20 protein-coding genes are annotated in these 20,304 nt (G+C 67.7%); 8 read left to right on the top strand and 12 right to left on the bottom strand.

The genetic code is table 11. The features are described 5' to 3' along the window. The 4 genes from TF1_RS06220 to TF1_RS06235 all read left to right on the top strand — a co-directional run. The coding region (locus TF1_RS06220) for a beta-ketoacyl-ACP synthase 3 (protein ID WP_061783738.1) at positions 1-702 on the top strand (702 nt) is incomplete at its 5' end. Positions 703-788: 86 nt separating this feature from the next. Further along, positions 789-1,028: an acyl carrier protein gene (locus TF1_RS06225; RefSeq protein WP_011292398.1), complete on the top strand. Its 240-nt coding sequence runs from the start codon at positions 789-791 to the stop codon at positions 1,026-1,028. 136 nt (positions 1,029-1,164) lie between these two features. After that, positions 1,165-2,403, top strand: a complete 1,239-nt coding sequence (locus TF1_RS06230) for a beta-ketoacyl-[acyl-carrier-protein] synthase family protein (protein ID WP_011292399.1) — start codon at positions 1,165-1,167, stop codon at positions 2,401-2,403. Positions 2,404-2,605: 202 nt separating this feature from the next. Then, the gene (locus TF1_RS06235; protein ID WP_038043902.1) at positions 2,606-3,745 is read left to right on the top strand and encodes an EAL domain-containing protein; all 1,140 of its coding nucleotides are present in this window, start codon (positions 2,606-2,608) and stop codon (positions 3,743-3,745) included. 251 nt (positions 3,746-3,996) lie between these two features. Here TF1_RS06235 and TF1_RS06240 read toward each other — a convergent pair whose 3' ends face one another. Further along, entirely contained in the window at positions 3,997-4,782 is a 786-nt protein-coding gene (locus TF1_RS06240; RefSeq protein ID WP_238569754.1) for an SGNH/GDSL hydrolase family protein, read from the bottom strand. A gap of 1,088 nt (positions 4,783-5,870) precedes the next feature. On the opposite strand from TF1_RS06240, the gene TF1_RS06245 reads away from it, so the two are divergent. Then, positions 5,871-8,072 carry a hypothetical protein gene (locus tag TF1_RS06245; protein ID WP_011292402.1) on the top strand — a complete coding sequence of 734 codons (2,202 nt, stop codon included), beginning with the start codon at positions 5,871-5,873 and terminating at the stop codon, positions 8,070-8,072. Positions 8,073-8,144: 72 nt separating this feature from the next. On the opposite strand, the gene TF1_RS06250 is transcribed toward TF1_RS06245, so the two are convergent. The 9 genes from TF1_RS06250 to TF1_RS06290 all read right to left on the bottom strand — a co-directional run bounded on the left by TF1_RS06250 (position 8,145) and on the right by TF1_RS06290 (position 15,407). Beyond that, the gene (locus tag TF1_RS06250; RefSeq protein ID WP_011292403.1) at positions 8,145-8,663 is read right to left on the bottom strand and encodes a DUF1269 domain-containing protein; all 519 of its coding nucleotides are present in this window, start codon (positions 8,661-8,663) and stop codon (positions 8,145-8,147) included. A 151-nt stretch (positions 8,664-8,814) separates the two neighbouring features. Then, entirely contained in the window at positions 8,815-9,177 is a 363-nt protein-coding gene (locus TF1_RS06255) for a metal-sulfur cluster assembly factor (protein ID WP_011292404.1), read from the bottom strand. Further along, on the bottom strand, positions 9,174-9,656 hold the full coding sequence (sufU, locus tag TF1_RS06260) for a Fe-S cluster assembly sulfur transfer protein SufU (RefSeq protein ID WP_011292405.1): 483 nt from the start codon (positions 9,654-9,656) through the stop codon (positions 9,174-9,176). Before sufU ends, TF1_RS06255 begins: the two co-directional genes overlap by 4 nt. A gap of 12 nt (positions 9,657-9,668) precedes the next feature. Then, a complete protein-coding gene (locus TF1_RS06265; RefSeq protein ID WP_061783739.1) occupies positions 9,669-10,943 on the bottom strand; it encodes a cysteine desulfurase in 1,275 nt (424 codons plus the stop codon). A 2-nt stretch (positions 10,944-10,945) separates the two neighbouring features. Then, entirely contained in the window at positions 10,946-11,707 is a 762-nt protein-coding gene (sufC, locus tag TF1_RS06270; protein WP_011292407.1) for a Fe-S cluster assembly ATPase SufC, read from the bottom strand. A gap of 11 nt (positions 11,708-11,718) precedes the next feature. Beyond that, positions 11,719-12,051 (bottom strand): non-heme iron oxygenase ferredoxin subunit, encoded by a 333-nt coding sequence (locus tag TF1_RS06275; RefSeq protein WP_011292408.1) that lies wholly within the window; start codon positions 12,049-12,051, stop codon positions 11,719-11,721. Further along, positions 12,044-13,198, bottom strand: coding sequence for a Fe-S cluster assembly protein SufD (gene sufD / locus TF1_RS06280; protein WP_011292409.1), 1,155 nt, complete (start codon positions 13,196-13,198; stop codon positions 12,044-12,046). The genes TF1_RS06275 and sufD overlap by 8 nt, the downstream gene beginning before the upstream one ends. A gap of 2 nt (positions 13,199-13,200) precedes the next feature. Beyond that, positions 13,201-14,613 carry a Fe-S cluster assembly protein SufB gene (gene sufB / locus TF1_RS06285; RefSeq protein WP_011292410.1) on the bottom strand — a complete coding sequence of 471 codons (1,413 nt, stop codon included), beginning with the start codon at positions 14,611-14,613 and terminating at the stop codon, positions 13,201-13,203. Further along, positions 14,610-15,407 carry a helix-turn-helix transcriptional regulator gene (locus TF1_RS06290; protein WP_011292411.1) on the bottom strand — a complete coding sequence of 266 codons (798 nt, stop codon included), beginning with the start codon at positions 15,405-15,407 and terminating at the stop codon, positions 14,610-14,612. The genes sufB and TF1_RS06290 overlap by 4 nt, the downstream gene beginning before the upstream one ends. A gap of 263 nt (positions 15,408-15,670) precedes the next feature. On the opposite strand from TF1_RS06290, the gene TF1_RS06295 reads away from it, so the two are divergent. From TF1_RS06295 to TF1_RS06305, 3 genes are all read left to right on the top strand, one after another. Further along, positions 15,671-16,600 carry an ABC transporter ATP-binding protein gene (locus TF1_RS06295; RefSeq protein WP_011292412.1) on the top strand — a complete coding sequence of 310 codons (930 nt, stop codon included), beginning with the start codon at positions 15,671-15,673 and terminating at the stop codon, positions 16,598-16,600. Then, positions 16,600-17,385, top strand: a complete 786-nt coding sequence (locus tag TF1_RS06300; RefSeq protein ID WP_011292413.1) for an ABC transporter permease — start codon at positions 16,600-16,602, stop codon at positions 17,383-17,385. The genes TF1_RS06295 and TF1_RS06300 overlap by 1 nt, the downstream gene beginning before the upstream one ends. Positions 17,386-17,473: 88 nt before the next feature. After that, a complete protein-coding gene (locus TF1_RS06305) occupies positions 17,474-17,800 on the top strand; it encodes a hypothetical protein (RefSeq protein ID WP_011292414.1) in 327 nt (108 codons plus the stop codon). 99 nt (positions 17,801-17,899) lie between these two features. Here TF1_RS06305 and argF read toward each other — a convergent pair whose 3' ends face one another. Together argF and TF1_RS06315 are read right to left on the bottom strand one after the other, a co-directional pair. Then, entirely contained in the window at positions 17,900-18,904 is a 1,005-nt protein-coding gene (gene argF / locus TF1_RS06310) for an ornithine carbamoyltransferase (protein ID WP_011292415.1), read from the bottom strand. 75 nt (positions 18,905-18,979) lie between these two features. Next, complete coding sequence (locus TF1_RS06315; RefSeq protein ID WP_011292416.1) at positions 18,980-20,209, bottom strand: arginine deiminase; 1,230 nt, start codon at positions 20,207-20,209, stop codon at positions 18,980-18,982. Positions 20,210-20,304: the final 95 nt, after the last annotated feature.

Here is a 20,304-nt window from a genome sequence, read left to right on the forward strand (position 1 = left end):
GTGGCGACCTGCACGCAGCGCGACCAGATCCCTAACACGTCTGCGAGCGTGGCCGCGCGGCTCGGCATCCCCGCGCCGGGGGCGTTCGACGTCAACGCGGCTTGTGCCGGGTTCTGCTACGCGCTGTCGGTCGCCAACGATGCGGTGCGCGGGGGTTCGGCGCGCAACGCGCTGGTGATCGGCGCGGAGAAGCTTTCCGACTGGGTTGACTGGGATGACCGGTCCACCTGTGTGATTTTCGCGGACGGTGCGGGCGCGGCCGTGGTGTCGGCGTCGGACGAGCCGGGGATCGGCCCCGTGGTGTGGGGGAGCGCCGGGGACCGGGCCGACAAGATCTACCTGCGGGACCACAAGTACATCTACCAGGAGGGCCAGACGGTCTTCCGGTGGACGACCACCGAGCTGTACCCGGTGGCGTTGGAGGCCTTGGAACGGGCCGGGGTGGCCCCCGAAGAGTTGACTGCCTTCGTCCCGCACCAGGCGAACCTGCGCATTGTGGAGGCCATTGCCCGTAAGCTGGGCGCGCCTCAAGCGATCATCGCGCGCGATATCGTCACCGCGGGGAACACCTCGTCGGCTTCCATCCCGCTCGCCTTGTCGCGCATGATCGGACGCGGCGAGCTCCCCTCGGGCAGCACCGTGCTCACTTTGGGTTTCGGAGCTGGTCTCACCTATGCGGCACAGGTCCTGCGCCTTCCGTGACGCGGTGCCCGGCTCCGTTTGCAGCACACCGAAGTCGTCGTGCGGCTCCGCCTCACGGCAGGAGAGAACGTAAGGAGAAACCTGACATGGCCTACTCGGAAAAGGAGATCCTGGACGGTCTCGCCGAAATCATCGACGAGATCGCCGGTGTCCCCGCGGCCGAGGTCACCCCGGAGAAGAGCTTCGTGGACGACCTCGACATCGACTCGCTGTCGATGGTCGAGATCGCCGTCGCCGCACAGGACAAGTTCGGCGTGGAGATCCCCGACGACCAGCTCAAGGACCTGAAGACGGTTCAGGACGTCATCAACTACATCCAGAAGTAACGGAGCTGAGCCGTCGGCCCGCCGACGCCGCAGCCGTCGGCGGGCACGCTGAGTGTCGTCCGGGACTATGCCCGGGCCGCCCGCACACCGCGGGACCACAGCGCACCGACCATTTCGACGAGAAGGGCGATCGACCATGAGTAACCGCGAAGTCGTCGTCACCGGCCTTGGAGCGAGCAGTCCTCTGGGAGGTGACGTCGCCACGACCTGGTCGGCGCTGCTCGAAGGTCGATCCGGCATCACTTCCCTGCCCGAGGAGTGGCATGAGAAGCTCCCGGTGCACTTCGCGGGCCTCCTCGCTGAGGAGCCGTCCGAGAAGCTGGAACGCCACCGACTGCGCCGCCTGGACCGGACCCAGCAGTTGGCGTTGATCACCGCGCGGGAAGCGTGGGACGACGCGGGCTCCCCTGAAGTAGACCCGTTGCGTCTGGGTGTCGTGATGTCCAGCGGTATCGGTGGCATCTTGACCACCCTCCACCAGTACGACATCTTCCGGGAGAAGGGCTGGAAGCGGGTCTCCCCGTTCACCGTGCCGATGCTCATGCCCAACAGCCCGGCCGCCGCTGTGGCGCTGGAGTTCACTGCCCGGGCGGGGGCTCACGCCGCGGTCAGCGCCTGCGCGTCCAGTGCGGAGGCCATCGCTGACGGCATCAACATGATCCGCTCCGGCCGCGCCGACGTGGTGATCGCGGGAGGGTGCGAGGCGGCGATCCACCCGCTGAACATTGCCGCGTTCGCTGCGATGCGTGCCTTGTCCACCCGCAACGACGACCCGCAGGGCGCGTCGCGTCCGTTCGACGTCAACCGGGACGGTTTCGTCATGGGTGAGGGGGCAGCCACTCTCATCCTGGAGTCGGCTGAGCACGCTGCGGCCCGCGGGGCCCGCGTGTACGCGGTGGCCGCGGGAGCCGGATACACCTGCGACGCCTACGACATTGTGCAGCCTGACCCGGTCGGTGCTGGGGCTTCCCGTGCGATCTCTGCCGCGATCGCGGACGCTGGGCTGAGCCCGTCCGATATCGCGCACATCAACGCGCACGCCACTTCCACGCCGGCGGGTGACGTGCCGGAGACCGTGGCGATCCGCAGTGCCCTGGGCGACTCGGCTGCTGACGCTGTCGCGGTGACCTCCACCAAGTCCATGACCGGCCACCTGCTGGGTGGTGCTGGTGCGTTGGAGTCGGTGGCCACCGTCTTGGCGCTGTACCACGGGGTGGTGCCCGCAACCATCAACGTTGAGGAGATCGACCCCGGCGTGGTGGTTGACGTGGTGGTGGACAAGCCTCGGGAGCTGCCGTCTTCCGCGGTGGCTGCGCTGAACAACTCTTTCGGTTTCGGCGGACACAACATCGCCTTGGCGTTCCGCCGTCCTTGACCGGTGCTGGGCGCGCCCGCCACGCGGTGGGCGCGCTCTGCTGTTTTCTGGGATTGTCCGCGGCACCCCGCGGGTCCGGCGTCTGGCGGGGTGGGAGGCGGCCCGGCTTCTCGTCTCCTGTCACGTCGCGTGAGCCGAAGAATTCAACTGGTTTTCATCTCGCTGTCTCCTCGTGCAGGGTCGGAGTGGCGACCATGGTGCCGTGTCTCCACAGACGAGCTTCTCCGACGACACACGAGTGGGTGTTCTCCCCACCGCTTCCCTTTCGGTGGTCTTGCGCCCGATCATCGACCTGGACTCTGGTGCGGTCTTAGCGGTTGAGGCCGTCGTCCCCGTTGACCGGCGGTCCGGTGCGGACGTCGCCGTGCTCACCGAACTCCTGGGACGGGTCGCCCGGGAGACTGCGGCGCGGGAAAGTTTTCTTCCCCTGGTGCTGCCTTTCCCAGCCCGGTTGTTGACGGCGGGCCAGGAACCGCTCGGGTTCCTGCGGGACACTCTGCAGCGGAGCGGACGGCAGCCGCGTGACGTCACGCTCATGGTGGACGCGGATTTGTGCTTCCTGCCTCGTGACCACCTGGTTGCTGCGTTGGCCCGAGTGCGGGAGATGGGGTTCCGGTACGCGTTCGACACTGCGCGGGTCTCCCCGGACCTTCTCGTGGAGACCGCGCCGTTCCTGTTCCGGATCGAAGGGTCGTTGACGTCCGGGCTGCCGGACCAGGAGCAGTGTGCCGCGATCGTGGACGGCATGACACGGATCGCGCGTGGGGCAGGAACGTTCCCTCTCGCGTCCGGGGTGACGTCGATAGCCCAGTTGACGGCGCTGCGCACTGTGGGGGTGCGGATGGCGCAAGGGCCCCTGTTCGCGGGGGACGACTGGGCGCCGGGAGACCGGGTCACCCAGATTCCCGCCTTGTCTTTAGAGCCGCTCGCCCCGGATTCCGGGGCTGGGCTGCGCGTGTCGGAGTTCATGGTTCCGGCGGTGACGATGACGGTCGAAGCCACTTCGGAAGAGGTGCTGGAAGCGTTCAGCGCCGATTCCGCGCTCAACAGTGTGATCCTGCTCGACCATCGCGAGCGTCCCGTGGCGGCTTTGGACCGGGCCCGGTTCCTGCTGTCGATCACCGGCCCGTACGGGCACGCCTTGTACGCGAAGCGTCCAGCCCAGAAGCTCGCTGATCCGCCGCGGACTGTTCCGCTTACGGCCCCCGCACTGGCTGCGCTGCGGATCGCCGGCACCGACCAGGATCGGGTCTACGACGATCTCATCGCGGTCAACGAGTTCGGCCAGTGCCGGGGCGTGGTCCACATCAGCGACATCATCCGCGGCCTGTCTGCCCGCTGACGCGGCGTCGGCGCCTCCTCGCGAGCGGGAAGCGCTCCGTTCCGTAGGGGCACGTAGAAGGGCGGAGAAGCGTCCCGGCTGTTAGGCCGTGGTCTTCCGGTGCTGTGCCGGACCGGGGCACAGCCGTCGGCGGGGACGGTTTCCCGGTGTTGTGCTCCTACCCTCCCCTGGTTCTTTGGCGGGTCTGGCGGGGCCACCACACCCCGCCCTGGTGGCGGTCCCCACCACCAGGGGCAAGCGGGGCGGTGCCGCTAATCCAGTTGGTGTTCCTCAGCGTCGCGGACGACGGGCGCGAGTTCCGTCATCCGCGGCCGTTTCGGCAGGCGCCCGTCCCCCGTGGACCGGCCCATGAGTCTGCGCCCCAGCCAGGGGACGAGGAACCGCACCGCCCACCGGCGGGTCTCCCGGCGGCGCAGTGGCCGGGGAAGGGGAACGTAGGGGGTGGGCCAGGGGTTGGCCCACAGCTCGCGGGGGCCGATGGGGTGGCCGAGCAGGTCAGCGATCCGGGCCGCGACGATCTGGTGCCCCATCGAGTTGAAGTGCAGGCGGTCCACGCTCCAGGCCCGCGGATCGTTGAGCGAATCCAGCGCCCACAAGTCCACAATCTCCACGCCGTTGCGTTCGGCGATTGCCCGCAAATGCATGCTGAACACGGCGATACGGCCGCGGTACATCCGCAGTACCGGAACCCAGCCGGTGTCGTGTCCGGACAGCATGACCACCCGGATTCCCGCGTCACGCAGTCGGCGGATTCCCCGCTCGTACTGCCGGGCGAGCTGGTCGAGGTTGGTGTTGGGCCGCAGCACATCGTTGCCCCCGGCGTGCACGGTCACCAGGTCGGGGGCGAATTCCAGGGTCTGCTCCAGCTGCTCCCCGAAAATGTGGCGGATGCGACGTCCGCGCACCGCGAGGTTGGCGTAGCGGAATCCCGGTGTTTTCGTGCTGAGGTGCTCGGCGAGTCGGTCGGCGAACCCCCGGTAGGTGCCGTCGGGGTTCGGGTCGTCCAGCCCTTCGGTGAGGCTGTCCCCGATAGCCACATACGACCGGATCACACTGGGCTGGGCTGCCGGTGTGCGGTGGAGCGGCCCTTGTTCGAAGCCGTGGGTGTCCTGTGTCGACCGCAGGGGGGAGATTCCCTTATGCGAGCTGGTCAAGTGACCCTCTCCTTTTCAGCTTCGGCGCTTCGCGGGTCTTTGTGCGGTTGTCGCGCCCTGACGCGGATCCAGGAGGCTGCCCGGTCCTTTCGGTGCCGGATTGTGACGCGACCGCTCAAGCAGAAAGCCCATGGCATCCAGCACCGCACACCAATGCATCCGGGACACCATCGGCTTTACCGGTGCGCTTTGGGCTCCCCCTGACCGGAACACGGGGCCGCCCTGTGGGGCATGCTGTTCCGGACGACGCGTCCGCCTCCGGGCTGTACCCCGCCGCTCTGCCCGCTGTCGGCATCCGGCCAGAACGCGTGCCGGTTACTACGTCTGGCACGCCAACGACTTCCGTGTCACGAGTCGATGATCGGGGTGAGGTGCGGGGGTACTAAGAGTAGATAAGCATACCGTCGCCGAGTTGAGGCGGGTGGCGGAGGATGCCGCGGCGTCGAGCAGCGGACGGCCCAGGCTGTGCGGGGCGTTCCGGGAAAGAGGTGTGGGCAGGCGCGGTCCGGCGGGGCGCGGTTCTGCTCGCTGGGTGCCGGGTGGGCAGCGCCGCGGCCGTGCTCGTTTCTCGCGGTGCGAGGGGACTCCTGGGCGGGCTCCCGATTTTCAGCCATGAGGGTTGAGGGAGGGGCGGGCGTGGTCCGCCGGTGCGGCAGGCCCGCAGCGGAAACCCCCACTCCCCCCTAACCAGACTTATGGGTAGATTGCCCGACAGACGCATTCTTAGGGTACTCTCAGGATTTCCCGTTGAGCACTACACAGAACGCGCTAATCCCCCATACGATCTGCAGGGATCGGCACCGTCACGCCGCGCCAGCGCCTGCCTCGCCGGTGCGCTGCGCCGGCCGACAGGGCCTGCCCAGCCCTTTTATCCACAGCCGAGGAGCGTCATGTGTAGCGCTTGATCGGACATTTGTATCGTTCTCGCATATTCAGCGAGTCGTGTCCCAGGAGGTCGAGGTCCCCCGTCGATGAACGCCGTTTCGCCGATCAGCCTCACCGACCTCGTTCCTGCTTTGCGGTGGAGTAAGTCGCCGGATGCCGCGACCGTGCTGCGGCATCCCCGGTTGGTGGATAGCTGGTGGCGGTCGCTTCCCCTGCCTCGTGTGCTCGACATCGCCGGTCCAACCTGGCTGGCGCACTGTCTGGCCCGGCTCTCCGTAGAGCAGTGGGACCACCTGGAAATCTGCGAGTTCGTCCCGACCTTGCGCGGGCTCACGGTGGATTTAGACGACATCGCTGAGCCTATCCGCGGTGCGGTGCGCAGCACCGCGGGAAGCTGGGAGCGGCTGATCCACACCTCTCCGCAGACCATGCGGTCGTGGGAGTTCCCCAACAACTGCGACCTGCTCGAGGTGGTTGGCGCGGTGATGTGGCAGTCGATTCTTCCCTTCACCAGCGGCCCCCTCAACGGGCCCGCCCCGTCTCCCGCCTTGATCATTGAAGCGGTGCGCACCATCGCGAACTGGATGCCCGCCTCCGCGCCGGACCACGTGCGCAACGCGATGGCCTACTTGACCGAGGCCACGGGCTCTGACTCTGCGGGGCCCACCACTGACACGGTGAAAAGCGCCCAGTCTTCCCCTGCGTCTCGCGCGATCCGGACCCTGCGGGCTCTGCGCGCCCAGCGCGACCACGATCTTGCCGCGGCCCAGAACACCGCCACCGCTTCCTCCCCGTCCCGTTCCGCAGACTCTAAAGAGTCGACGCCCCTCCTGGCTCGTCGCGGCGGCAGCCCGCTGCTGGGCCCCGGCGGTACCCTACGCCGTCCAGCGTTCGGGCCGCCGAAGGCGCTGCGCCAGCAGGCGGCGAAACCGGCCGCTGCCGCAGAGGACGCTCCCACCGCGTCCACCCCTGAGCCGGGCGCGCACCCCCTGGTCGACCTGTTCGACCAGTTGTGCCGTGACTGGAGCGAGTTGGAACAGCTCATCGCCACAGAGCGGCTGTTCACCTCGGAGCCGACCAGTATCCGGCTTCTCGCCGACCAGCTTCAGATGGACATCCGGGAGCTGCGGAGCGCCCAGCGCACCGTTGAGGAGCGGCTGCTGCAGTGGCTCAACTCCCCGGTGGGTGCGCCGATGGCGCAGCATCTGCGGGAAGTGTCCGACCAGTTGGGGGTGGCCAGCACCCTCGACACTCTCATCAACGCGCACCCCGACCACCAGGTCACTGTGCCGTCGCTGGGGATTCCGCTGTGGCAGATCGTCATGACTCTGTTCACGGACCGGCGGCTGGAAGGCAGTTGGCTGCTGGCCACCGACCCGGGGCATCTGCGCCAGCAGACCCGGCGTCTCCTCACCGACCAGCCCACGCTCAGCGAGGCGGAGTCCCGGCTGGCGGGTATCGGCATCCGCCCGCAAGCGTTGCGGCCATGGCTTTTGAACACCCCGGGGGTCACCATCCAAGACGGGCGGGTACTGGTCGACGAGAGCGTGCCGTTGAGCACCGCCGAACCGGCGGGGGGATACGCCGGGTCGTCCGCGTTCCCCTCGGCTGCGCCGGGCGCGACCACCAGCAGCGGTCTGCCTATTCGCCGGCGGCCGGCCGAACCGCAGAGCTCCGCCGAACCCACGCTGAGCGTGGCGACGTCCGCGCGGTGCTTCCGGGCCCCCGACGGACGGTGGTGGCACCGGGTCGACGTCACTTCCGACCAGCTCAACGGTGCCCCGGTCGCTGTCCCGCCGGGGTATGCGGCGCACCTGGGGTTGCGGCCCGGGCGGCTGCTGTGCCTCACCGGCCCAGGGGCGGACCTGCTGGTCCTGGTCTGGCGGGACCAGGCGGCGTTCGACTCGCTGCGGCCGCTGCTGCGCCGGCTCGGCGCCCAAGCCGGCGACCGGTTGTTCATCACTGTCAACGGCGACCGGTTGGATGCCCGGTTGTTGCAGGCTTCGTCGATTCCCACGGACAACGGTCCGCTCGGCTTGGCGTTGAGCCTGACCGGCTACACTGCCCCGGCCACGGCTGAAGAGGCGCTCGACATCATCTTCCGTCGGATCAGTGAAACCGACGAGGGGTTCACGGGGGCCCCGGCCGAGCTGCTCAACCTGTTGGCCAAGCGCGGGGACGACGACATCGCGGAACAGTTGCGTCTGGCCTTGCCTGCCGCATCGGTTCCCCACTCCGGTCCCCCGCCGCAGCCTCCGGCAGGGACTGTTCCGGGGGCGCTCGGCTAGCCGCCGCTGTGCGGGGCACGTCCCGCGGGTGGGGCCTGCCCAGCCCTGGCGCAGTCCAGTGCCGGGCCCTGCTCACACGTGCCCTGGGGCTGTGGGAGGCTCGGGTTCGTCGGCGTGGAGGGCGCGGATCAGTTCTCGTTCGTCGTCCCGGGTCAGGCTGGTTTCCAGCACGGTGGGTTCCAAGGGCCGGAGGGCTTCCACGACCCGGTCCCGTGTCTCGGAGTGGACGAGCAGGAACACGGCGGCCCGCCCGTCGTCGAGCTGGTGTCCGATCTGGCGGATCAGATCGTCGTCGATACCGATATCGGTGAGTCGGCCCGCCACAGCGCCGATCGCGGTCCCCACTGCGAGCCCCAGCACCGGGGAGAGGAACAGCGCCCCGATCAGAGTGCCCCACAGGGCGCCGCCCGCGGCCCCCACCCCGGTCACGTTCAGCGTCTGCTGGATGCGGGGCCTGCCCCGGGCGTCTTTGTAGACGTAGGCGGCATCCTTGAGCCGCAGCAGCTCCCGCCGGGCCAAGTCGTCGGCGATGTCAAGCGCCTGTTCGGCCCGGTCCCGGTCGGCTACCCCGAGCACTACCAGGTGCGCCATGGCTGTTTCCGCCTCCTCCTGACCGGCCGCGCCCCTCCCCTGCCCGCTGGGCGCTGTCGGTCACGCACTACCCCGCCACGGCACAGCAAACGCCCGCGGTGCATAACACCGCGGGCGCGGGTACGGCGTGGTGGCAGGATGCGTTGCGGGATCAGACGTTGAAACCGAGCATCCGCAACTGGTCTCGGCCGTCCTCAGTGATCTTGTCCGGCCCCCACGGCGGCATCCAGACCCAGTTGATCTTGACGTCGCGGTCGAACTCGTCCAGCGTGCTGGCGACCTGCTCCTCCAACACGTCGGTGAGCGGACAGGCCGCGCTGGTCAGCGTCATGTCGATGACGATGCTGCGCTCGTCTACGTTGACCCCGTAGACCAGTCCGAGGTCGACCACGTTGACGCCGAGCTCAGGGTCGATGACGTCCTTGAGCGCGTCAGTGATCTCCTCCACCAGCGCTTCGTCCACCTCGGCGGTCTGCGTCTGTGTCGAGGTGGTCTCCTCGTTTCCGGTGCTCATACGGCCTCCTCCTGCCGCTGGGTTGCCAGAGACTTGGCGGTCGCGTCCTTCCACGCCATCCAGGCGAGCAGGGCGCACTTGACCCGGGCGGGATACTTCGACACCCCAGCGAAAGCCACCGCGTCCTGCAGCACGTCCTCGTCGGGTTCGCCTTGCCCTTTGGACTGCATGAGCGCGGTGAACTCGTCGAGGATCGCCATCGCCTCGTCGACCGTCTTGCCGATGAGCAGGTCGGCCATGACCGAGGCGCTCGCCTGGCTGATGGAGCAGCCCATGCTGTCGTAGGAGATGTCGGCGATCGCGGCGCTGCCGTCGCTCTCCTTGTCCGCGGGCTTGAGCAGCACACGGAGGGTGATCTCGTCGCCGCAGGTGGGGTTGACGTGGTGGCTCTCGGCGTCGAAGGGTTCCCGCAGCCCTTTGTGGTGCGGGTTGCGGTAGTGGTCCAGGATGATCTCCTGGTACATCGCGTCGAGTCTCATGGCACGCTCTTCCTAGCTTCGGGCCACGCCGAAGAATCGCTGCGCCTCCCGGATCCCTTCGGCCAGGGCGTCCACGTCGGCGAAGGAGTTGTACAGGTAGAACGAGGCGCGCGTGGTGGCTACCGCCTCAAACCTGCGGTGCAGCGGCCATGCACAGTGGTGCCCCACCCGCACGGCCACCCCCAGGTCGTCCAGTACCTGGCCCACATCGTGGGGGTGGATCCCGTCAACGGTGAACGAGACGGCGCCCCCACGTGCCTCGGCGTCGGCCGGTCCGACGATTCGTACACCCTCGATGGAACCAATGTGTTTGAGCGCATATTCCACGAGAGCGTGCTCGTGCGCGGCGATGGCGTCCATCCCGATGGAGTTGAGGTAGTCGCATGCCGCGGCCAGGCCGACTGCCTGGGGCGCCATCGGGACGCCGGCTTCGAACCGCTGCGGCGGGTCGGCCCACGTGCTGTGCTCCATGTGCACCGTGCCGATCATGGAGCCGCCGGTGATGAACGGCGGCATGGCGCACAGCAGCTCCCGGCGCCCCCACAGCACGCCGATGCCGTTGGGGCCGCACATCTTGTGCCCGGAGAACACGAGGAAGTCCACGCCCAGCTCGGTGACGTTGACCGGCATGTGCGGGACCGACTGGGCGCCGTCCACGAGGACCAGCGCGCCGACCGCGTGCGCCCGCTCCGCGATCAACTGGACCGGGTTGACGGTGCCCAGCACGTTGGACTGGTGGATGAGCGCCACGAGCTTGGTGCGCTCGTTGATGAGGTCGTCCAAGTTGGACAGGTCGAGGCGGCCCTCGTCGGTAACCCCGAACCAGCGCAGTGTCGCTCCGGTGCGGCGGCACAACTCCTGCCAGGGCACCAGGTTGGCGTGGTGCTCCATTTCAGTGACCACAATCTCGTCGCCGGGTTTCACGGCGAAGCGGGAGAATCCCTCGCCCGCGGTGACCGCGTTGCTCATGGCGTAGGCGACGAGGTTGATCGCTTCGGTGGCGTTCTTGGTGAACACCACTTCGTCAGCAGGGGCACCGACGAAGGCCGCGATGGTGGCCCGGGCCGCCTCATAGGCGTCAGTGGCCTCCTCCGCGAGCTGGTGCGCGCCCCTGTGCACCGCCGCGTTATAGCGTTCGTAGAACTCCCGCTCGGCGTCGAGGACTTGCCGGGGTTTCTGGGATGTGGCCCCGGAGTCGAGGTACACCAGCGGACGCTCATTGCGGACGGTCCGGGACAGGATCGGGAAGTCTGCCCGGATCGTCTCGACATCCAGCTCGCGTGTCACGGTTAGGCGCCTACCTTCACGAAACGCTCGTAACCCTCAGTCTCCAGTGTCTCAGCAAGGTCCATGCCGCCGGACTCGACGATCTTGCCGTCCGCGAAGACGTGGACGAAGTCGGGCTTCACGTAGTTGAGGATGCGGCTGTAGTGCGTGATGAGCATGACGCCCATGTCGTTGGCCTCCTTGGCCCGGTTGATGCCTTCGGAGACGATCTTGAGGGCGTCGACGTCGAGGCCGGAGTCGGTCTCGTCGAGGATGGCCACCTTGGGCTTGAGCAGCTCCAGCTGGAGGATCTCGTGCCGCTTCTTCTCACCGCCGGAGAAGCCCTCGTTGACGCCGCGGGCGGCGAAGGACGGGTCGATGGACAGCCCCTTCATGGCCTCCTGCAGTTCCTTGGAGAACGCCCGCAGCTTGGGGGCCTCGCCGCGCACCGCGGTGACAGCGCTGCGCAGGAAGTTGGACATGGACACGCCGGGAACCTCGACCGGGTACTGCATGGCGAGGAACACGCCGGCGCGGGCCCGCTCGTCGACGCTCATCTCCAGCACGTTCTCGCCGTCGAGCAGCACCTCGCCGTCGGTGATCTCGTAGCGGGGGTGCCCGGCGATGGCGTAGGCCAGGGTGGACTTGCCGGACCCGTTGGGGCCCATGATGGCGTGGGTCTCCCCGGAGCGGATGGTCAGGTTGACGCCCTTGAGGATCTCGCGACGCTCCTCTTCGCTGATGAGGACGTCAGCGCGCAGACCGCGGATCTCGAATGTGGTCATAGTGTCTCTTCTTACGCCTTCTCGGTGTCCAGCGAGACGAGTACGTCGTCGCCGTCGATCTTCACTCGGTAGGTGGGGACCGCCTGGGTGGCCGGCGGGTTGAGCGGTTTGCCGGTGCGCAGGTCGAAGCAGGAGCCGTGCAGCCAGCACTCGATGGTGCCGTCTTCCACTTCTCCCTCGGAGAGGTTGACCTCGGCGTGCGAGCAGAGGTCGCTGATCGCGTAGATCTCGCCCTCGCTGCGCACTACCGCCACGGGAGTGCCGTTGACCTCCACGCCTAGTGCGCCTTCTTCGGGGAGGTCGCTGAGTGCACAGACCCTGGTGTAGGTTTCCTCGCTACTCATGCAGCGCCAGCTTCTCCTCAACCTCGGCCATGATGCGGTCGCGCAGTTCGGGGACTTCGATGCGGTCGATGATCTCCGCGAAGAAGCCCCGGATCACCAGGCGGCGGGCCTCGTCGGCGGGGATGCCCCGCGACTGCAGGTAGAACAGGTGGATGTCGTCCAGACGCCCGCTGGTGCTGGCGTGGCCGGCGCCTTCGACCTCGCCGGTGAAGATCTCCAGGTTGGGCACGGAGTCTACTCGGGTGCCGTCCGTGAGCACGAGGTTGCGGTTGTGCTCGTAGGAGTCGGTGCCCTGAGTGCCCTCACCGATGATCACGTCGCCGATCCACACGGCGTGGGCGTCTTCGCCGCTGAGCGCACCCTTGTAGTCGACCCGGCTGCGCGTGTGGGACACGTTGTGGTCGACCAGCGAGCGGTGCTCGTGGTGCTGTCCTGCGCCTGTGAAGTACAGGCCGAACAGTTCGGCGTCGCCTCCGGGGCCGGAGTAGGAGACCTTGGGCGACAGGCGCACGAGGTCACCGCCGAGCGTCACCACGATGCTCCGGAAGCTGGCGTCCCGACCGACCGTGGTGTACTGGTGCGACACGTGGACGGCGTCGCGGTCCCAGTCCTGGAGGCTGACGACGTTGAGCCGTCCGCCGTCTTCGACAACGAATTCGACGTTGTCGGCGTACACCGAGCTGCCCCGGTACTCCAGCACGACGGTGGCGGACGCGGCGGATTCCACCCGAACGAGCACGTGGCCGTGGGCCTGGTCCTGCTGGGCTCCGGTGACGGTGAGGAACACTGGTTCACTGACCTCGGTGTTCTTCGGCACCGTCACGACGACAGCTTCGCGGAACGCCTGGTAGGCCAGCGCGCTGACCCGGTCGTTGGGCAGGAACGAGGTGCCCAGCCGGGCGTCGTCGCGGCCCACCGTCTCAACGGTGACTTCGTCCGGGGCGATCACCTTGACGTCGACGGCGCCGTCGGCGCTGCCCCCTTCGTGGAGGCCGCGGAGCCGGCGCAGCGGGGTGAACCGCCACTCTTCCTCGCGGCCGGTGGGCTTGGGGAAGTCGTTGGGGTCGAAGGACCCGTGGACGAGTTTGGAGACGGGAAGATCGCCGCCGTGGCTGTGTTCCCGGATTCCGAGATTGGGGGTGGCCATGGTTAGCCGACCGCTCCTTCCATCTGCAGCTCGATGAGCCGGTTCAGTTCCAGGGCGTACTCCATGGGCAGCTCGCGGGCGATGGGCTCCACGAACCCGCGGACGATCATCGCCATGGCCTCGTCCTCGTCCAGGCCCCGGCTCATCAGGTAGAAGAGCTGGTCCTCGCTCACCTTGGAGACGGTGGCCTCGTGGCCCATCTCGACGTCGTCTTCTCGGACGTCGACGTAGGGGTAGGTGTCGGAGCGGCTGATGGTGTCGATCAGCAGCGCATCGCACTTGACCGTGGACTTGGAGCGCTCTGCCCCCTCCTGTACTTGGACGAGGCCGCGGTAGGAGGCACGGCCGCCGCTGCGCGCCACCGACTTGGAGACGATGGTGGAGGAGGTGTTGGGGGCGCAGTGCACCATCTTGGAACCGGTGTCCTGGTGCTGGCCCTCACCCGCGAACGCGAGGGACAGGGTCTCGCCCTTGGCGTGCTCGCCCATGAGGTAGACCGCCGGGTACTTCATGGTGACCTGGGAGCCGATGTTGCCGTCGATCCACTCCATGGTGGCGCCCTCGTAGGCGACGGCACGCTTGGTGACCAGGTTGTAGACGTTGTTCGACCAGTTCTGGATGGTCGTGTAGCGGCAGCGGGCGTTCTTCTTGACGATGATCTCGACGACCGCCGAGTGCAGCGACTCCGACTTGTAGATCGGCGCGGTGCAGCCCTCGACGTAGTGGACGTAGGCGCCCTCGTCGACGATGATGAGCGTCCGCTCGAACTGGCCCATGTTCTCGGTGTTGATCCGGAAGTAGGCCTGGAGCGGAATCTCCACGTGCACGTTCTTGGGCACGTAGATGAAGGAGCCGCCGCTCCACACCGCGGTGTTCAGTGCCGCGAACTTGTTGTCGCCGGGCGGGATGACCGTGCCGAAGTACTCCTTGAACAGGTCCGGGTGCTCCTTCAGCGCGGTGTCGGTGTCCAGGAAGATGACGCCCTGGGCTTCCAGGTCCTCGCGGATCTGGTGGTAGACCACCTCGGACTCGTACTGGGCTGCCACCCCGGCGACGAGGCGCTGCTTCTCCGCCTCAGGAATCCCCAGCCGGTCGTAGGTGCGGCGGATGTCTTCGGGAAGCTCTTCCCACGAGCGGGCCTGCTTCTCCGTGGACCGCACGAAGTACTTGATGTTGTCGAAGTTGATCCTCGACAGGTCAGCACCCCACGTCGGCAACGGCTTCTTGGTGAACAGCCGCAGCGCCTTCAGGCGCAGGTCCAGCATCCACTCCGGCTCGTTCTTCTTCGCCGAAATGTCGCGGACGACCTCTTCGTCGAGACCACGGCGCGCCGAGGCGCCGGCCACGTCGGGGTCGGCCCAGCCGTATTCGTAAGTGCCGAGCCCTTCGAGCTCGGGGTGCGCGGTAGACGTCATTTACGCGGATCCTCCTGGACGGGACGTCCTGTTTGGCGTGGTGTGCCCGTGCCTCGCTGGCTACGGGCCTCGGCGCTCAGGGAGCCGATGTCACGAGGGCTGACGTGGGTGGTGCAGACGCTATCGCCGTGCGCGATGGTGGCAAGGCGACGCACCGGAGTGCCAAGAAGTCGGGCAAAAGCCTCGACTTCTGCGTCGCACAGTTCAGGGAATTCAGCCGCCACGTGGGCGACTGGGCAGTGGTGCTGGCACAACTGCTCCCCTCCGGCCGGGGCTGCCCCCGCCGAGGCGGCGTAGCCGTCGTTCGACAGTGCCTCAGCGAGCAGCCGGACCCGCTGGTGCGGGGGTGCGTCGGCCAGCAGCGGACGGTAGCGACGTTCGAGTTCGGCCACCTGGCGTTGCGCGAACTCGGCGACGGCCTGCGGTCCTGCCTTCTCCGCGAGGAAGCGCAGTGCACTGGCGGCGAGGTCGTCGTAGCCGTGCACGAACGCGTCGCGTCCGGCCCCGGTGATCACAAAGACACGGGCGGGTCTTCCCCTCCGGCGACGCCTCACGGGGTGGGCGTCGCGGGCCTCGACCATGCCTTCACTCACGAGGTTGTCGAGGTGGCGGCGGATTGCCGCCGGGGTCAGCCCGAGCCGCTCGCCCAGAGCGGAGGCGGTGATCGGGCCGTGCTCGAGGATGAGTCGGGCGACCCGTGCCCGGGTTCCGGTCTCGGATCCCAGTTCGTGGCCGACAGGCGTCAAGGCAGCACCGGTTCTGGCACTGCCCTCCGTACGCTCTGCCCCACCCATGTTTTTCACAACATCAGTGTGGCCTAATTCCCTCCCGATGAGCAAACCGCGCCGAGTGCTGTAGGACACACAAGTTAGCCTTGCCTTACTGGCCTTTTTCTCATTTGCTCGGTTTCGATGATCAGCATCATCCGCGCCTCCACCCCGCAAAACAACCACATCATGAGAATGTCATCTCACAACATGAAACACTCTTGAGCGGTTTCCGCGCGGATGTCGCAGTCGGGTACGCCCCCTGCACCCCCCGCCGTAGACTCTTCGCCATGGACACCCCTGCCGTCGAGGTCACCGACCTGGTCAAGCGCTACGGTACGGTCACTGCCGTAGCGGGCCTGTCGTTCACCGCTGCCCGCGGCGCGGTCACCGCGCTCCTCGGCCCCAACGGTGCGGGCAAGACCTCGACGATCGAAATCTGTGAAGGGTTCCGGCACGCAGACGCGGGCCGGGTCCGTGTCCTCGGCCTCGACCCGATCCGCGACGCGGCCGCGCTTCGGCCACGGGTCGGGGTCATGCCGCAGAGCGGCGGCGTGCCCACCGGGGTGCGCGCTGGGGAGTGGCTGCGTCTTCTCGCTGCCTTCTACGCCCATCCCCTCCCCCCTGAAGCGCTCCTGGACCGGCTGGGCCTCTCCGCGGTAGCCCGCACCCCGTTCCGCCGGCTGTCCGGAGGACAGCAGCAGCGCCTGTCCTTGGCCGCTGCCATCATCGGCCGTCCCGAACTGGTGTTCCTGGACGAGCCCACCACCGGCCTCGACCCGCAGGCCCGCATGGCCACCTGGGAGCTGATCGGCGAGCTGCGCACCGCAGGGGTGGGCGTCGTGCTGACCACCCACTACATGGAAGAAGCGGAACGGCTTGCCGACCACGTGGTCATCATCGACCACGGCCGGGTCGTCGCCGACGGCCCCACAGCCGCCCTCACCCGCGGCGATCGGGAGCTGCGGTTCCGGGCTGCTCCCGGACTGGACGTGTCTGACCTCGCCGCTGCCCTTCCACCGGGCTGCAGCGTCACCGAGCGCGACGCTGGACAGTACACGGTCACCTGCGCTGACCCCGACGAAATAGGGCCGGGCCTGGTAGCGACCGTGAGCACCTGGTGTGCGTCCCGCGGACTCCTCCCCGAGGACCTGCGAGTGCACCGCCGCACCCTCGAAGACGTCTTCCTTGAACTCACCGGCCGGGATCTTCGCGACTGATGTCCTCCACCACACCGCTTGACTTCACTCCCCGCCCCAAGGCTGCTCCCGTAGTCCGCCGGGTGCTGGCCCAGGCAGGGCTGGAACTGCGCCTTCTGCTCCGCAACGGCGAGCAGCTCCTCTTGACCCTCGTCATCCCCGTGCTGCTCCTGGTCGGATTCAGCATCGTCCCGATCCTCGACGCGGGCACGGCGTCGCGCGTGGATTTCCTGGCCCCGGGAGTGCTCGCGTTGGCGACGATGTCCACCGCCTTCACCGGCCAGGCCATCAGCACCGGCTTTGAACGGCGCTACGGGGTGCTCAAACGCCTGGGCGCCACCCCGTTGACCCGGCTGGGGCTTCTGGCCGCGAAAACCCTGGCGGTACTGGTCATCCAACTGCTGCAAGCCGTGCTCATCAGCACGGTGGCCTTCCTGCTGGGATGGTCACCGCAGGGCGGGGCCGTCGGCGTGCTCAGCGTGGTGCTGCTGATGGTGCTGGCCACCGCTGCCTTCAGCGCGCTGGCGCTGCTGATGGCTGGGACACTGCGGGCCGAGGCGACTCTGGCAGCCGCCAACCTGGTCTACGTCATCCTGCTCGGGCTGGGCGGGGTCGTGTTCCCCGTCGACCTGTTCCCCCCAGCGCTCCTCCCCTTCGTGGAAGCCCTGCCTATCACCGCGCTCTCCACGGGCCTGCGCACGGTCCTGGCGGAAGGGGCCGCAATGCCGCTCGGCCCCGTGCTCGTCCTGCTGGCCTGGAGCGTGGTCGGCGCGGCTCTGGCAGGCCGGTTCTTCCGCTGGGAGTGAGTCTTCCCGTCCAGGCGCCGCTTCCCGGGGCTGTGACGCGGTACCGCCCGCGCCGCCGACCGGACTGCTGGCGCACTAGACTCCCCGCGTGGCGTCCTTAGGCATCCCCTGGTTCGTGTTGGTGCGCTACGTGGGGCCGCCGCTCGTGCTCTTAGCCGTGGGCGGACTCCTGGTGTGGTGGCGCAGGCCTGTTCGCGCTGGCCTGGTTGTGGCGGCGCTGTGCGTGAACGTGGGTGCCGCTGCCCTGCCTTTCGGCTGGATCGTCCTGCAGGTGGCCACCGGCTGGGCGACGAGCAGCACTGCCGGGCTCATAATGACGCTGGGGCAGCCGCTCGTCTCGTTCACCGCCTGGATGCTGCTTCTGGTGGCGGCGGTGGCCCGGCCGCCAGCATGCGAGCGGCCTGCGGAGCGGTGACCGGCTGCCCGGACGGTTCCTGCGCTACCTCCGCGCCCGGCGCAGCCGTGCCGGTGCGGAACAGCCGCGTCCGCGCGGGCTCGGACGCGGCCGCCGCGGTCACCTGCCCAGGGTGGCGACCATGAGCGCCTTGATCGTGTGCATCCGGTTCTCGGCCTGGTCGAAGACGATGGAGGCCGGCGACTCGAACACCTCGTCGGTGACTTCGAGCGCGGTCAGGCCGGTGCGGGCGTGGATCTCCCGTGCCACCTCGGTACCGAGGTCGTGGAAAGCCGGCAGGCAGTGGAGGAACTTGACGTCAGGGTTGCCGGTGGCTTTGAGGGCCTCAGCGTTGACCTGGTAGGGCAGCAGCTGGCGGATGCGCTCGTCCCACACTTCGCTGGGTTCTCCCATCGACACCCACACGTCGGTGTAGATGAAGTCCGCCCCGGCCAGTCCTTCCGCGATGTCGTCGGTGAACGTGACCCGCGCCCCCGTGGTCTCGGCGATTGCGCGGGCGGGGGCGGCGACCCGCTCCTCGTCAGGCCACAGTTCGCGGGGGGCAACCATGCGCACGTCGATACCGAGCATGGCTCCGGTGACGGTGAGGGAGTTGCCGAGGTTGTTGCGGGCATCCCCCATGTACGCCAGGGTGACCTCGCGCAGCGGCTTGTCGGTGTGCTCCATGATGGTGAGGAAGTCGGCGAGCATCTGGGTGGGGTGCCATTCGTCGGTGAGGCCGTTCCACACCGGCACGCCCGCATACTCGGCCAGTTCTTCCACCGTGGCCTGGCTGGCGCCGCGGTACTCAATCGCGTCGAACATGCGGCCCAGGACACGGGCCGTGTCCTTGATGGACTCCTTGTGCCCGATCTGGGAGCCGCTCGGGTCCAGGTAGGTGACGTGAGCACCCTGGTCGTGGGCGGCAACCTCGAAGGCGCAGCGGGTGCGGGTGGAGGTCTTCTCAAAGATCAGGGCAATGTTCTTGCCGCTGAGCTGCGGCTGCTCGGTCCCCGCATACTTGGCGGCCTTCAGGTCGGCCGCCAATGTGATCAGGAACATCAGCTCCTGGGGGGTGAAGTCGAGTTCCTTGACAAAACTGCGATTACGCAGGTTGAACGCCATCGCGGCCGGCTCTCCTGTCCGTTACCTCAACTCTTCTGGAAAGGTATACAGATTATCGAATATTCATTCGATCTGCTAGAGGGTCACCGGATCCCGCTCCAGCGGACACGTCAGGCAGTGCGGCCCGCCTCGGCCGCGGCCGAGCTCATTGCCCGGGATAGTGATGACCTCAATCCCGTTGGCCTGCAGATACGCATTGGACGAGACATTCCGTTCATAGGCCACAACCACGCCCGGCGCTAGTGCGAGGAGATTGCACCCGTCGTCCCACTGCTCGCGTTCAGCCGAGAAGACATCCTGGGTGGGAGTGAGGACCGTGATGTCGTCGACCCCCACCGCGGCGGCGATGGCCCGGTGCATGTCCTCTGGAGCGTGGTCCGTGATCTTCAGCTCCTTGTCGCTGTCCCCCGGCTCGATGGTGTAGGAGGGCAGCATGCCCAGACCCGCGTACTTCGTGAAAACCCCGTGATCCACGTTGGTCATCACGGTGTCCAGGTGCATGATGGCGCGGGCCTCGGGCATCTGGATCCCCAGAATGCGCTGGGCGCCACCGCGGGCGAACAGCTCCCGCGCCAGCAGCTCCACCGCCTGCGGGCGGGTGCGCTCACTCATCCCCACCAGCACAGAGCCGTTGCCGACCGGCATGACATCGCCGCCCTCGATCGTGGCGGGCGCCCAGGACACCCCCGGATTCCACACGGGGAAATCGGTTGCGGCGAAGAGCGGGTGCCACCGGTAGACCGCTTCGTACAGCGTGGTCTCCCGCATCCGGGCACGGTTGCGCATCACGTTGATGGACACCCCGTTGCCGATCCAGCTCGAGGTGTCGCGCGTGAAGATGAGGTTCGGGAGCGGCGGCAGCACGAACGCGTCCAGGTCCAGGGCGTGGAACCACACCGACTTCGGCTCGGAGATCCGCTGGAGGATCTCCCGCTTGGTGATGCCGCCGGTGAGGAAACGGCGCAGCTCACCGGGGTCCATCGCGTCAAGACAGGCACGGATGGCGTCGAGAGCCATCGGACCGTAGAAGCGCTCCTCCAGCACCTCGTCGAGGATGAACCTCTTCGCCTCGGGGATGTGCAGAGTCTCCGCGAGCAGGCTGCCGAATTCATGCACGGTCACCCCCCGGTCCCGCAGGAGCTGGACGAACAGGTCGTGCTCCTCGCGGGCGCGCTCCACCCACAGCACTTCGTCGAAGAGCAGGGTGCCCTTGTTGCTGGGTGTCAGGCGCTGGATTTCCAAGTCGGGCCGGTGGACGAGGACCTGGCGCAGACGGCCGATCTCAGAGTCGACACGGAAAGCCACAACACTCTCCTCACCGTTGGGTTCGCCGCCGGCGGCTCCAGTCGCCGCCCGGCACCGGCGTTCTCCCCGTTCCTTCCCGCCCCAACCCGCCCGCG

Source organism: Thermobifida fusca NBRC 14071 = JCM 3263 (assembly GCF_001592045.1).
GTDB lineage: Bacteria > Actinomycetota > Actinomycetes > Streptosporangiales > Streptosporangiaceae > Thermobifida > Thermobifida fusca.

Coding starts and splice junctions, on each gene's coding strand:
- TF1_RS06225 (WP_011292398.1), top strand. CDS start 789: ATGGCCTACTCGGAAAAGGAGATCCTGGACGGTCTCGCCGAAATCATC.
- TF1_RS06230 (WP_011292399.1), top strand. CDS start 1,165: ATGAGTAACCGCGAAGTCGTCGTCACCGGCCTTGGAGCGAGCAGTCCT.
- TF1_RS06245 (WP_011292402.1), top strand. CDS start 5,871: ATGAACGCCGTTTCGCCGATCAGCCTCACCGACCTCGTTCCTGCTTTG.
- TF1_RS06250 (WP_011292403.1), bottom strand. CDS start 8,663: ATGGCGCACCTGGTAGTGCTCGGGGTAGCCGACCGGGACCGGGCCGAA.
- TF1_RS06255 (WP_011292404.1), bottom strand. CDS start 9,177: ATGAGCACCGGAAACGAGGAGACCACCTCGACACAGACGCAGACCGCC.
- sufU (WP_011292405.1), bottom strand. CDS start 9,656: ATGAGACTCGACGCGATGTACCAGGAGATCATCCTGGACCACTACCGC.
- sufC (WP_011292407.1), bottom strand. CDS start 11,707: ATGACCACATTCGAGATCCGCGGTCTGCGCGCTGACGTCCTCATCAGC.
- TF1_RS06275 (WP_011292408.1), bottom strand. CDS start 12,051: ATGAGTAGCGAGGAAACCTACACCAGGGTCTGTGCACTCAGCGACCTC.
- sufD (WP_011292409.1), bottom strand. CDS start 13,198: ATGGCCACCCCCAATCTCGGAATCCGGGAACACAGCCACGGCGGCGAT.
- sufB (WP_011292410.1), bottom strand. CDS start 14,613: ATGACGTCTACCGCGCACCCCGAGCTCGAAGGGCTCGGCACTTACGAA.
- TF1_RS06290 (WP_011292411.1), bottom strand. CDS start 15,407: ATGGGTGGGGCAGAGCGTACGGAGGGCAGTGCCAGAACCGGTGCTGCC.
- TF1_RS06295 (WP_011292412.1), top strand. CDS start 15,671: ATGGACACCCCTGCCGTCGAGGTCACCGACCTGGTCAAGCGCTACGGT.
- TF1_RS06300 (WP_011292413.1), top strand. CDS start 16,600: ATGTCCTCCACCACACCGCTTGACTTCACTCCCCGCCCCAAGGCTGCT.
- argF (WP_011292415.1), bottom strand. CDS start 18,904: ATGGCGTTCAACCTGCGTAATCGCAGTTTTGTCAAGGAACTCGACTTC.